General features: G+C 64.0%; 11 protein-coding genes. 8 read left to right on the top strand and 3 right to left on the bottom strand.

Annotated features, from left to right (window positions below; all coding sequences use genetic code 11):
* Positions 1-11: 11 nt before the first annotated feature.
* A complete protein-coding gene (locus AC3RCJ_RS20720; protein ID WP_492960570.1) occupies positions 12-812 on the bottom strand; it encodes an AraC family transcriptional regulator in 801 nt (266 codons plus the stop codon).
* A gap of 100 nt (positions 813-912) precedes the next feature.
* Here AC3RCJ_RS20720 and AC3RCJ_RS20715 point away from each other — a divergent pair, with 100 nt between their 5' ends.
* The 4 genes from AC3RCJ_RS20715 to AC3RCJ_RS20700 all read left to right on the top strand — a co-directional run bounded on the left by AC3RCJ_RS20715 (position 913) and on the right by AC3RCJ_RS20700 (position 5239).
* Positions 913-2148 (top strand): MFS transporter, encoded by a 1236-nt coding sequence (locus AC3RCJ_RS20715; protein ID WP_492960568.1) that lies wholly within the window; start codon positions 913-915, stop codon positions 2146-2148.
* A gap of 38 nt (positions 2149-2186) precedes the next feature.
* Positions 2187-2681 carry a ribonuclease E activity regulator RraA gene (gene rraA / locus AC3RCJ_RS20710; protein WP_492960566.1) on the top strand — a complete coding sequence of 165 codons (495 nt, stop codon included), beginning with the start codon at positions 2187-2189 and terminating at the stop codon, positions 2679-2681.
* 373 nt (positions 2682-3054) lie between these two features.
* A complete protein-coding gene (gene aceA / locus AC3RCJ_RS20705; protein WP_492960564.1) occupies positions 3055-4353 on the top strand; it encodes an isocitrate lyase in 1299 nt (432 codons plus the stop codon).
* Positions 4354-4594: 241 nt separating this feature from the next.
* Positions 4595-5239, top strand: coding sequence for a choice-of-anchor C family protein (locus tag AC3RCJ_RS20700; protein ID WP_492960562.1), 645 nt, complete (start codon positions 4595-4597; stop codon positions 5237-5239).
* A 60-nt stretch (positions 5240-5299) separates the two neighbouring features.
* On the opposite strand, the gene AC3RCJ_RS20695 is transcribed toward AC3RCJ_RS20700, so the two are convergent.
* Together AC3RCJ_RS20695 and AC3RCJ_RS20690 are read right to left on the bottom strand one after the other, a co-directional pair.
* Positions 5300-5719, bottom strand: a complete 420-nt coding sequence (locus AC3RCJ_RS20695) for a DUF4952 domain-containing protein (protein ID WP_492960560.1) — start codon at positions 5717-5719, stop codon at positions 5300-5302.
* Positions 5706-6089 (bottom strand): MerR family transcriptional regulator, encoded by a 384-nt coding sequence (locus AC3RCJ_RS20690; protein ID WP_492960558.1) that lies wholly within the window; start codon positions 6087-6089, stop codon positions 5706-5708. Before AC3RCJ_RS20690 ends, AC3RCJ_RS20695 begins: the two co-directional genes overlap by 14 nt.
* 82 nt (positions 6090-6171) lie before the next feature.
* Here AC3RCJ_RS20690 and AC3RCJ_RS20685 point away from each other — a divergent pair, with 82 nt between their 5' ends.
* The 4 genes from AC3RCJ_RS20685 (at position 6172) to AC3RCJ_RS20670 (ending at position 11958) form a co-directional block, all read left to right on the top strand.
* Complete coding sequence (locus AC3RCJ_RS20685; RefSeq protein WP_492960556.1) at positions 6172-6609, top strand: hypothetical protein; 438 nt, start codon at positions 6172-6174, stop codon at positions 6607-6609.
* Between the two features lie 101 nt (positions 6610-6710).
* Complete coding sequence (locus tag AC3RCJ_RS20680; RefSeq protein WP_492960554.1) at positions 6711-8528, top strand: DUF4153 domain-containing protein; 1818 nt, start codon at positions 6711-6713, stop codon at positions 8526-8528.
* A gap of 1369 nt (positions 8529-9897) precedes the next feature.
* Positions 9898-10482: a LysE family translocator gene (locus AC3RCJ_RS20675; RefSeq protein WP_492960552.1), complete on the top strand. Its 585-nt coding sequence runs from the start codon at positions 9898-9900 to the stop codon at positions 10480-10482.
* Positions 10483-10491: 9 nt separating this feature from the next.
* Positions 10492-11958, top strand: coding sequence for an aminotransferase-like domain-containing protein (locus AC3RCJ_RS20670; protein ID WP_492960550.1), 1467 nt, complete (start codon positions 10492-10494; stop codon positions 11956-11958).
* Positions 11959-11980: the final 22 nt, after the last annotated feature.

Below are 11980 nucleotides of genomic sequence, written 5' to 3'. Positions count from 1 at the left end.
TGCGCTGCCGCCTATTCCCTGCCGCCCTGGGCAAAAAACGCCGAGGGCGAGCTGCCGAAGGTTTTCTTGAACATGGCGGAAAAGGCCGACTGGCTGGCATAGCCCAGTTCCTCGGCCACCTGCGACAGCGGCACGCCGCGCGCGATCATCGGCGCCGCGTGGGCCAGGCGCACCTGCTGGCGCCACTGGCCGAAACTCATGCCCAATTCCCGTTCGAACAGCCGCGCCAGCGTGCGTTCCGAGGCACCGGCCACCTGCGCCCAGTGCTCGAGCGTCTGGTTGGCGCCCGGTTTGTCGATCAGGCTGTCGCACAGGGTCTTCAGGCGCTTGTCGGTCGGCAGGGGCACGCGGATGGGACGCGTGCCGGACCGCCCCAGCTCATCGAGGATCAATTCGGCCAGCAGCGCTTCGCGCGCCGGTTCCTGCCCCGGGTCCAGCTGTTCCAGGGCCATGATGAGCTGCCGCAGCAGGCTCGACACTTCCAGCACCTTGCAGTCGCTGCCGGCAAAGGGCGCGCGCGCCGCATGGATGCACAGCGGGCGCAAACGGGTTTTTTCCAGTATCGTGACGGCATGTTCGACATGGGGCGGCACCCAGATGGCGCGCATCGGCGGCAGCACCCAGCTGCTGTTGTGGGCGGTAATGCGCAGCACGCCTTCGAGCGCGCAGGTCACCTGGCCCCATGGATGGCTGTGCGGCTGCAGGAATTCGTCGGGCTGCAGGTCGCGCGCGATCATGGTCACGGGAATGGTCGCGCTGGGCGCTTCCCTGGGCGGACACATGCGCGTATGGTGGAGGATAGGTACGCCCATCAGCTTGGCCTTAATTCGATAAATTATGTCGTTCTATCGGAAAACAGACGATAGTATTTTGCATACACTTGAGCTTCATCAGTATAAGACAGGGTATGACATGATAACAACTAACTCGCCGACGAACTTGCCTAGCTTGCGCAGCGACGCGCGCGTCATCGGCCTGGTCGGCCTGGCGCATGGCGTCTCGCACTTCTATCACCTGATCCTGGCGGCCCTGTTCGTCTGGCTGAAACCGGCCTTCAGCCTGTCGTATGCGGAACTGGGCCTGCTGATGACGGTGTTTTTCATCATCTCCGGCGTGGGGCAGGCGCTGGCCGGCTTTGTCGTCGACCGCTTCGGCGCGCGCGCCGTGCTGTTTTCCGGTATTTTCCTGCTGGGCGTGTCGGCGCTGGCCCTGTCCACGGCCCACAGCTATGCGGCGCTGATGCTGGGCGCCATGCTGGCCGGCATGGGCAACAGCGTGTTTCACCCGGCCGACTACACCATCCTCAACCAGCGCGTCTCGGCGGCCCGCGTGGCCTACGGCTTTTCCGTGCACGGCATCAGCGGCAACATCGGCTGGGCCCTGGCCCCGCTGTTCATGACCTATGTCGCCACCCATTACGACTGGCGAATCGCGCTGCAATGCGCGGCCGTGCTGCCGTTCGGCGTGCTGCTGGTGCTGTTCCTGAACCGCCATGCCATCCGGCCCGAACCGGCGAAAAAGGCCGCGCCGGGCCAGGCTGCGGGCGGCGAAGGCAGCCTGGACTTTTTGCGCCTGCCCGCCGTGTGGATGTGCTTTGCCTTCTTCTTCATCACCGCCATCGCCCTGGGCGGCATCCAGAGCTTTGCCAGCGTGGCCCTGGTCAAGCTGTACGGCATGAGCCTGGCGCTGGCCACCAGCGCCTACACGGCCTATATGCTGGCCTCGGCCGTGGGCATGCTGGCCGGCGGCGTGGTGGGCGCGCGCAGCCAGCAGCCGGACCGCAACGTGGCGATCGCCTTTTCCGCCGCCGCGTTGCTGGCCGTGCTGCTGGGCATGGCCGTCGTGCCGGCCTGGGGCGCCGTCGTGCTGATGGGCGCCATCGGCCTGATGTCGGGCGTGGCGGGACCGTCGCGCGATTTGATGATACGCGCGGCGGCGCCGAAGAATGCCACCGGGCGCGTGTATGGGGTCGTGTATTCGGGCCTGGACAGCGGCCTGGCCGTCGGCCCGCTGCTGTTCGGCGCGCTGATGGATGGCGATCACCCGGCCCTGCTGTTTGTCTTCATCGGCGTATTCCAGGCGCTGGCCATTGCCACGGCCGTCGGCGTGGGCGGCAAAACGCGTGCCGCGGCGCTGCAAAAGGCATAGAATCATTGTTATTCGATACTATTTCACGAGGAGTTCGCATGACTTTTGCCACCACCGACCTGTGCGATGACCATGCGGCCATGCTGGAGGCGGGCACCCTGGCTGTGCTGCCGCCCGTGTACCGCGCCTTTGGCCAGCGCATCCGGTTTCGCGGCCCCGCCACCACCTTGCAGGTGTTCGAGGATAACGCCCTGGTGCGCAGCACCCTGGAAACGCCGGGCCAGGGTCATGTGCTGGTGATCGATGGCGGCGGCAGCCTGCGCCGCGCGCTGGTGGGCGGGCAGCTGGGCGTGCTGGCGGAAAGCAATGGCTGGGCCGGCATCGTCGTCGATGGCTGCATCCGCGACAGCGAGGAGATCAACGTGTGCCAGATCGGCGTGCGCGCGCTGGCCACGCATCCGCGCAAGAGCAACAAGACGGGCGCCGGACAGCGCGACGTGCGCGTGGCAATCAGCGGCGTGGCCGTGCATCCGGGCGACTGGATCTATGCCGATGCCGATGGCATCCTGGTGGCGCGCGAAGAACTCGACTGAGGGCCGGCCGCGCCCCTTCCTTGCCACGGCGCGCCTCCCCGGCGCGCCTTGCGCGTTCCTGACCGCAGTTTGTCGCCAGACAAGGCCGCAGGCGAGCCGGGCTGTATGCTGGTATCGCTGCCGCCCGCCACATTTTTCATCACGGCGTATCACGTTCCGCATTGCGAAATGATGTGGCGACGCCTGCCGTCCAGATACTTCCATGCAGAGAAATTTCGTCCCGCATCATGAAAAATAATAGTTAAGCCGATGATTTTCATGCATAAAATTTTAGTCATGTGTCTTATATAAGACTATTGCTGCTTCGCACAAACCGCCCTATTATTGTTTTCACGGATTTCGTTTTTAACGTTGCATTGAATAGGAGAGCGCCATGGCCACTCGTGAACAGCAGATAGCAGCCCTGCAGGCAGACTGGGATACCAATCCACGCTGGAAAGGTGTCGTACGCAACTACACGGCCGCCGACGTGGTGCGCCTGCGCGGCTCCCTGCGGATCGAACACACGCTGGCGCGGCGCGGCGCGGAAAAACTCTGGCATTTGCTGGGCAATGAACCGTTCGTCCATGCGCTGGGCGCGCTGACGGGCAACCAGGCGATGCAGCAGGTCAAGGCGGGCCTGAAGGCAATCTACCTGTCAGGCTGGCAAGTGGCTGGCGACGCCAACAATGCCGGCGAAATGTATCCGGACCAGTCGCTGTACCCGGCCAATTCCGTGCCCACCGTCGTCAGGCGCATCAATAACACCTTCACCCGCGCCGACCAGATCCAGTGGTCGGAAGGCAAGCAAGACATCGATTTTTTCGCCCCCATCGTGGCCGATGCGGAAGCGGGCTTCGGCGGCGTGCTGAACGCCTATGAACTGATGAAGTCCATGATAGAGGCGGGCGCGGCCGGCGTGCATTTCGAAGACCAGCTGGCGTCCGTCAAGAAATGCGGCCACATGGGCGGCAAGGTGCTGGTGCCGTCGCGCGAAGCGGTGGAAAAGCTGACGGCCGCGCGCCTGGCGGCCGACGTCATGGGCGTCTCGACCCTGGTGATCGCCCGCACCGATGCGGAAGCGGGCGACCTGCTGACATCCGACGTGGATGTCAACGACCAGCCCTTCTGCACGGGCGAGCGCACGGTGGAAGGCTACTACAAGACGCGCGCCGGCCTCGAGCAGGCGGTCGCGCGCGCGCTCGCGTATGCGCCGTACGCCGACCTCGTGTGGTGTGAAACGGGCAAGCCGGACCTGTTGTTTGCGAAGAAATTCGCCGAAGCCGTGCATGCTCAGTTCCCCGGCAAGATGCTCGCGTATAACTGCTCGCCTTCGTTCAACTGGAAGAAAAACCTCGACGATGCCACCATCGCCAAGTTCCAGAAGGAGCTGGGCGCCATGGGCTACAAATTCCAGTTCATCACCCTGGCCGGCTTCCATGCGCTGAACTACGGCATGTTCAACCTGGCGCACGGCTATGCGCGCAAGCAGATGTCGGCCTTCGTGGAATTGCAGGAAGCGGAATTCGCCGCTGCGGCAAAAGGCTTTACGGCCGTCAAGCACCAGCGCGAGGTGGGCACCGGCTATTTCGATGCCGTGACCCAGGCCATCCAGCAGGGCCGGAGCTCGACGACGGCCTTGCACGGTTCGACGGAAGACGAGCAATTCTTCGACGCGCAGAAAGTCGCCTGAACATCGCTTGCATGCAGGCAGGGGAGACGGGCAGGGGAGGCACATCCCCGCCCATGGAAAAACCACAGCGGACAACCGTCCCTGTGGTTTTTTTGTCGCTTGTGGCCTGGCATCCACAGGCAGTCGATTACAAATTGGCCATATTCGCTATATTTTTGGAAAGTTCTTTGCTTTGCCTTCAAGCTGCGATATTATTTCACTTAAGGTAACTTTAATGTATATAAAGCAAGGAAAATTGATCATGAGAATCGCTACCATCGCCGCCGCCGTCATTGCCCTGTTTGCTGCTGCCAGCGCCAGCGCCAGCCCCGTCAACCTGATCGCGAATGGCGATTTTGAGTCGGTCGCGCCCGGCTACACGTTTTCCAGCGGCTTCCATGTGGTCAATGGCGGTTCCTCGGCCATCGGCGGCTGGACGGTGGGCGCCTCGTCGGTCGACCTGATCCGCAATGCCTACAACGCCATCAACGGCTACAGCATCGACATGCTGGGCACGCCAGGTCCGGGCTTCCTGTCGCAGAGCTTCAATGTCGTGGCCGGCCAGACCTACAACCTGGCCTTTGACATGGCGCGCAATTCCGGCGGTCCGGCAGGCCAGGGCGTGGCCGTCAATTTCGGCGGCGTGACGCAGGCTTTCTACTCGACGGCTGCCGCTTCGAATACCTTGTACAGCAATACCCTGAGCTTCACGGCCGTTTCCACCGGCCTGGCCACCCTGTCGTTTGCCAGCGCCGCCAAGGCCGGCACGCCGTTCGACAATTTCTCGGGCGCCGTCATCGACAACGTTTCCGTGACGTCCGCCGTGCCGGAGCCGGAAACCTATGCCATGCTGCTGGCCGGCCTGGGCCTGATGGGTTTCCTGCGCCGCCGCAAGGCCGCCAAGTAAGTCCGGCCTGGTTCCAGGATCAAGACCGCCTGCTGCGTCGCACAGGCGGTTTTTTTTATGTCAGGGGTCTTGCGCGTAGCCGTCGACCTGCACGAAAAAGCGCTCGACCTGCGGCCAGGCCTTGCGCGTCCGGACCGGCGTTTCTTCCGTGGCCATGCCTAATATATAGCCGTAGCCCGTGCGGCGGTCGCGCCAGGAATGGGGCGTGCTGTCCCAGACGCAGCAATAGCGCTTCAGCCTGGGCAAGCCATACGCGCGCCGCAGGTAGGCTTCCGCCTGCCGCGCATGCTTGCCATCCACCTGGTAGCGCGCCTCGAACGGCTGGCCCTGGCGTTCCCTGTTTTGCTGGCAACCCTGGTAGACAAGGTAGGCGGGTTTTTGCCCCAGCCGGGACAGGAAGTCGCCGCAGGACAGGGGGGTGCCCTGCGCGCCGCCCGCGCCCAGCAACAGCAGCCACGGCAGTAATTTAGCGGCTTCCATCGGCGCCTCCCCGCAATGGACAGGCCGCCATCTGCGGTTCCATGCGCCGCACCAGTTCACCGCGCAACTGCGTCAGCCCCGCGATGCGCGCGTCGATGTCGCCCAGCTTGCGCGCCAGCGCCGCGCGCAGCAGCTCCGCCGTGGCCGGATCGCCGGCGGCGGCCAGCAGCGGCATGTCGGCCTCGATTTCGGCCAGGGTAAAGCCTAGCTGCTGCGCCGTGCGCAGGTAGCGCAGCCAGTCGGCCGCCTCGGGCGGGTAGTCGCGGTAGCCATTCGCGCCGCGCCGCGCGCGCAGCAAGCCGCGCTTTTCATAAAAGCGCAGGGTATCGCGGCTCAAGCCCGTCGCCTGCGCCATCTCGCCGATCTGCATGGTTCTTTTCTTTCATAAAATGCTTGACCATGGAGTGTACTCCAGGCTTGATCATGGGCGCTTTCCAACGACAGGAGTTGCCATGTTGTCCGTTTCCGCCTTCCGCCGCGTAGTGCGCGCCAGCGCCATTTATGATGTGCTCATGATTGCCCCGTTTACCACGCCGTGGACATTTTTGCTGCTGCGCGAGCACTTGAGCGCCGTCAATGCGTCGCTGGGCGGCGTGCCGCTGCCGCTCTTCGAGCCCTTGCATCTGCTGATCAGCAGCTTGTTTGGCAGCGTGGTGATGGTCTGGTCGGTGCTGCGCGTGCTCGACCCGCAGCCGCGCTTCGGCCGCTACGACGCGGCGGCCCGCTACCTGTTTTCCACGTGGATGGCGTGGGCCTTGCTGGTCACGGGCCAGCCCCTGCTGTGGCTGTTCCTGGTGCCGGAACTGGCCTGGGGCCTGGCGCAAAGCTTGCCATTGCACCGCGCCGGGGCCGGGCGGGAAGGGCGCGCGCGCGAATCGCTGTTGAGATGACGATAACGAAATGCAATAATGGCCGTGCTCGCAGTGCAACAATGACTGCAATGAACGACTCTAAGGGAATGATTATGCAGCAAGATGCCGCAGGAAAAAACATGGCGTTGCTCGATCCGGTGGTGGCGCCGCGCATCGCGGTGACGCGCCTGGTGACGGGCCTGCTGCAAGGCTTGCTGCTGTACTGGCTGTACAGCACGGCGCAAGACAAGGTGTGGCCCGCCACGGAAGCCTACCTGCTGGGCCCCTTGATGCTGATCAGCTTGCTGCTGCCCATCCTGCTGGTGTCCAGCCTGGGCCACATGTCACTCAAGCGCATCGCCCTGTGGATGGCGGGCGCGGCCGCCGTGCTGGCCGTGCTGGCCTGGCACGACGTGGCGCGCGGCGCCGAACACGTGATCTGGGGCAATTACAAGCCCGGTGCGCCGCTGCGCGTGATTTCCGCCCAGCTGTTCGGTTTTTGCGTGGTGGGATTTTATATCGCCCACGCGCTGGTGCTGGCCAGCGCCCAGGATGGCCGGCGCATCGCCCGTTACCCGACCTATTTTGAAATCGCCTGGAAGCTGGGCATTCAATTGCTGTTTTCCCTGCTGTTCGTGCTGGTCCTGTGGCTGGTGCTGTGGCTGGGCGGGCAATTGTTCCTGCTGATCAAGCTCAGTTTCCTGAAAAAGCTGCTGGGCCAGGCCTGGTTCGTGATTCCCGTCATCTGCTTCGCGTTTTCGTTTGCCATCCACATCACGGACGTGCGCCCGTCCATCGTGCGCGGCATCCGCACCTTGCTGCTGGTGCTGCTGTCGTGGCTGGTGCCGATCGCCGCCGTGCTGGTCTCCGGCTTTCTGCTGACCCTGCCATTCATCGGCTTCGAGCGCCTGTGGGCCACGCGCCATGCGGCGTCCGTGCTGCTGGGCATGGCCGGCGTGCTGGTGGTGCTGATCAATGCCGCCTTCCAGAATGGCGAAGTGGGCCATGGCGTGGCGCGCGGCATCCGCCTCGGCACGCGCCTGGCGTGCCTGCTGCTGCCGTGGGTGGTGGGCATCGCCATCTATGCGCTGACCCTGCGCGTGATGTCGCATGGCTGGACGGCCGACCGCCTGATCGCTTGCGCCTGCCTCTTGATCGCCACCTGCTACGCCGTCGGCTATGCCTGGGCGGCCAGCAAGTATGGCGACTGGCTGCACCTGATCGCCAACGTCAACGTGGCCACCGCCTTCGTCACCCTGCTGGTGCTGTTCGCCCTGTTCTCGCCGCTGGCGGACCCGGCGCGCATTTCCGTGGCCAGCCAGATGGCGCGCCTGGACAGCGGCAAGGTGGGCGTGGACAAGTTCGATTTCGAATACCTGCGCTTCGAGGGCGCCCGCTATGGCCAGGCGGCCCTGCAGGAGTTGAGCAAACGCACGACGGGGCCGGATGCGGCCATCGTGCGGGCCCGCGCCGACGCCATGCTCAAGCGCCAGAACCGCCTCGACGAGACGGGCGCACTCAGTGACGTGTCGATCAACCTGACCCTGCGCCCGGCCACGGCGAAATTGCCGGACAGCTTCCTGCGCCAGGACTGGACGCAAGTGGGCCCGGCTTGGCGCCTGCCCGCCTGTTTGAAGCGGGCAGGGCAGCAATGCGACGCCTACCTGCTCGATTTCGACGGTGACGGCAAGCCGGAAGTGCTGCTCATCAGCAATGACCCGCGTGCCTCGTCGGTCTTGCTGGCGGAAAAGGACGATGGCAGCTGGACCGCGCGCGGGCAAATCCCCACGGACGCCCTGCGCTGCAAGCCCCTGCGCGAAAAGCTGCAGGCGGGCGAATTCCAGCTGGTGCCGCCGAAGGTGCGCGAGCTGGAAGTCGACGGCCAGCGCGTGCCGATGACCTTGTATACGCAGGAGGACGAGCTCAGCTGCCCGGAGGAGACGGCGACGACGCCGTAAATGGCAGTCAGAGGACTTCGTGCACCGGACCCAACCTCTTGCTGGTTTCGAAGGCAGCAACTTCGTGCACTGAATCATTCAGACCGTCCGGTATCTGGCGGAACCTGCCAATGACGGCAACCGGCCAGAAGCGGAAGTAGTGAGAATGAGGACAGATGGTTATGCTTCCAGTTATACAGATCTTCACAGCCATCATCAGTGTAGCGTGCGCCGTTATGATCGCCTTGTATGCAACGTGGTTGTTGATGCATCGGCTGAGGCAACGAGAGTCCAAACGCCTCGCGTTTAGGGATTGGGTTCGTCATCTCTTCGAGGCTGTTATGGGCCTCTAGGATTTATAGTGCTTGCAGCGGGGTGAATTTCCTCAAGCGGAACCTGGCAACGGCGGCAACCGGCCATAAGCGGACCTTTGCTTTAACCTATCGACAAGGTGAATATTATGCGTTCTCCGTCAAGACTTGTTCCACATCGAAGCGAGAAAGACTTCTCGTGGGTATGTCTGCTGGGAGCTTTGTTGATGGGATTTGGGTATTTTGTCTATTCCTTGTCGAACGTCGCGCGGTGTATCACCGCGTTTCTGCTCCTTGCGCTTTGTGCTTATCTGACCGTCATCAACAAACAGGAAAAGCGCAGATTTGAAGCGGTGTGCAGCATCCGTGACGAGGAATCCATATGTACGTTTGCACGGAGTTTCTCTACTAGACATGTGGATACTTGGGTCATTCGTGCAGCACATCAGGAGATCCAGCGACTGATGAAGTCATACAGCCCGGCCTTCCCAGTGCGCGCGTCAGACATGCTCCTGGACGACTTGCACATAGATTCTGACGACATCGAGGACTTGTTGGCGGACATTGCCGCGCGGTCGGGATACTCGCTCGATGAGACCGAAAACAACCCTTTCTACGGGAGGGTAAATACGGTTCGTGATCTGGTTCTATTCATCAATGCGCAACCACGATTGGCCACTGTTCGACCGTCCGCTTAGGGGCCAGGCTGTGTGAAAACGCAGAAAAATTCTGGTCCTTCAAAAATCGGCCTCTCAAAACGCGCGCTACGCCGTTTTCTCGGTGTTGGGAATGGTAATCCTACCCACGAATATTTTGAGATTTGGAGTTTTCACACAGCCTGGGCCGAAAGCGGACGGTGCCATTGGGGTAAAGCGCCGCCGCTAGCCCAGTTTTGCTCCATGCTTCCTGGCATATGAGAACCCGATGGGTCGTGGCAGGGGCCTGGGCGGGGCGGCCCGTATCGCCCTGTAGCAGTGGTTCGACTGATACAGCATGTGCTGGTGCGCGCCGCCTTGTGCCTTGTCGCTGCCGCGCCGCGCTCCTAGACTGGGGCCTTCTCCACACTGCGACTGCCCGCCATGACCGAACTCCTGCCCCTGATGAGCTATTGCTTTGTGATGTCCGCCACGCCCGGGCCGAACAACGTCATGCTGGCCACCACCGGCGCCAATTTCGGCTATCGCGGGGCGCTGCCGGTCATCCTCGGCATCCAGGCCGGCCTCTTTGTGCAGACCATGCTCATGTGCGTGGGGCTGGGCAGCGTGTTCGTCGCGTACCCGATGGCGCAGCAGGTACTGCGCATCGCGGGCGCGCTGTACCTGATGTTTTTGGCCTGGAAGCTGGCCGGTGCCTCGGTGGCGGGAAGCGGCGCGCCGAAGGCCGTGTCGTTGGCGCAGGCGGCGCTGTTTCAGGCGCTGAACCCGAAGAGCTGGCTCAAGGCGATCACCATGGCGTCGGTCTTCATGCCTGCGCACGGCAATATGCTCGCCAGCGCGCTGCTGGTGTCCGTGACCGGCACCGTGGTGGGCACGCCGTGCAACGCCATGTGGGCGCTGTTCGGCGTGTCGATCCGCAGCGTGCTGACGGCGCCGCGCAACCAGCGCATCTTCAATCTGGCGATGGGCGCCATCCTGCTGGTCCTGGCCGTGACGTTTTTACGTTAGACTTCCCCCATGTTCGCCATCGACCGCTCCTCCCCCATTGCCCTGTTCAAGCAGATCGAGGCCGCCTTGCGCCAGCAGATCGCGCAACGCGTGCTGCCTGGCGGGACCAGGCTGCCGTCGATCCGCCAGCTCGCCACGCAGCTTGCGGTGAGCACCAACACCGTGGTGGTCGCGTATGACCGGCTGGTGGCTGCAGGCGTCATCGATACGCACGGCACGGCAGGCTTCTTCGTCCGCGCACCGGCTGACGCCGGCCGCGCCATTCCCGACGAGGTGGCGCTGGAAGCGGGACAGGAGCAGGAGCCGGTCTGGCTGAGCCAGCAAGTGAACGACCAGCGGCCGGGTGTGCTGCTGGCCAGCAGCGGCGCCTTGCCGCCCACCTGGCTGCAGGATGCGCTGCCGGCGGCGGCCGTGCAACGCGGCCTGGCGCGCAGCGCGGCCGGCATGGCCTCGCGCTGCCCGCCGCAAGGGCTGGCCGAACTGCGCGAGCAGATCGCGCTGCTGCTGCGCGGCATCGGCATCGCCGCGGACGCCGGCCACATCCTCACCACGTTCGGCGGCACCCATGCCATCGACCTGATCTGCCGCACCTTCCTGCAGCCCGGCGACACGGTGCTGGTGGAAGACCCCGGATACTTCCTGATGTTCGGCCGGCTGCGCCAGGATGGCGTGCGCCTGGTGCCCATCACGCGCCGCCCCGACGGCCTCGACCTGGACGAACTGGAAGCGGCCTGCCGCGCGCACCGTCCGCGCCTGCTGTTCGTGCAGACGGCCTTGCACAATCCCACCGGGTGGAGCAGCAGCGCCGCCAACCTGCACAAGGTGCTGATCATGGCGCAGCAGTACGGCTTCCTGATCGCCGAAGACGACGTGCACGGCCATTTCCAGCCGGGCCACAGCACGCGGCTCGCGTCGCTGTCCGGGCTGGACGGCGTGATCTACTACTCGAGCCTGTGCAAGGCGCTGAGCCCGGCCCTGCGCATGGGCTACCTGGCCGCGGCGCCTTCCCTGCTCAAGCTCTTGATGCGCACCAAGATCCATTCCATCATGACCTTGCCGGCGCTGAACGAATACGTGCTGCTGGAAGTGCTCAAGGCCGGCAACCTGCGCAAGCACCTGGAGCGGCTGCAACGCAAGATCATGGTGGCGCGCAATGCCAGCACGCGGCAGCTGAGCGCGGCCGGCGTGCTGTTCGAGCAGCCCGGCGACGCGGGCATTTTCCTGTGGGGCAGCATGCCCGCAGGGCTGGACGTGGACTTGCTGGTGCAGGACGCCTACCGCAACAAGATCCTGCTGATGCGCGGCGCCGCGTTCTCGGCCAACGACACGCCCGACCGGCACATCCGCTTCAACGTCGCCTTCAGCCAGCATCCGCGCGTGAGCGCCTACCTGGAAGAACGGCTGCGCGCGGTGGCCGGCGCGCGCTCAAGCCTGGCGCGCGCCAGCGCCGCCGCCGGCATCGGGGGCAAGTCCTGAGTCCCGGCCGAGGCGGCTCGGC

The sequence above is a fragment of the Janthinobacterium sp. GW822-FHT07H11 genome, from assembly GCF_058798615.1.
The sequence above is the reverse complement of the archived record's forward strand: the minus strand, read 5'-3'. Positions and strand labels throughout refer to the sequence as shown.

Coding starts and splice junctions, on each gene's coding strand:
- AC3RCJ_RS20720 (WP_492960570.1), bottom strand. CDS start 812: ATGGGCGTACCTATCCTCCACCATACGCGCATGTGTCCGCCCAGGGAA.
- AC3RCJ_RS20715 (WP_492960568.1), top strand. CDS start 913: ATGATAACAACTAACTCGCCGACGAACTTGCCTAGCTTGCGCAGCGAC.
- rraA (WP_492960566.1), top strand. CDS start 2,187: ATGACTTTTGCCACCACCGACCTGTGCGATGACCATGCGGCCATGCTG.
- aceA (WP_492960564.1), top strand. CDS start 3,055: ATGGCCACTCGTGAACAGCAGATAGCAGCCCTGCAGGCAGACTGGGAT.
- AC3RCJ_RS20700 (WP_492960562.1), top strand. CDS start 4,595: ATGAGAATCGCTACCATCGCCGCCGCCGTCATTGCCCTGTTTGCTGCT.
- AC3RCJ_RS20695 (WP_492960560.1), bottom strand. CDS start 5,719: ATGGAAGCCGCTAAATTACTGCCGTGGCTGCTGTTGCTGGGCGCGGGC.
- AC3RCJ_RS20690 (WP_492960558.1), bottom strand. CDS start 6,089: ATGCAGATCGGCGAGATGGCGCAGGCGACGGGCTTGAGCCGCGATACC.
- AC3RCJ_RS20685 (WP_492960556.1), top strand. CDS start 6,172: ATGTTGTCCGTTTCCGCCTTCCGCCGCGTAGTGCGCGCCAGCGCCATT.
- AC3RCJ_RS20680 (WP_492960554.1), top strand. CDS start 6,711: ATGGCGTTGCTCGATCCGGTGGTGGCGCCGCGCATCGCGGTGACGCGC.
- AC3RCJ_RS20675 (WP_492960552.1), top strand. CDS start 9,898: ATGACCGAACTCCTGCCCCTGATGAGCTATTGCTTTGTGATGTCCGCC.
- AC3RCJ_RS20670 (WP_492960550.1), top strand. CDS start 10,492: ATGTTCGCCATCGACCGCTCCTCCCCCATTGCCCTGTTCAAGCAGATC.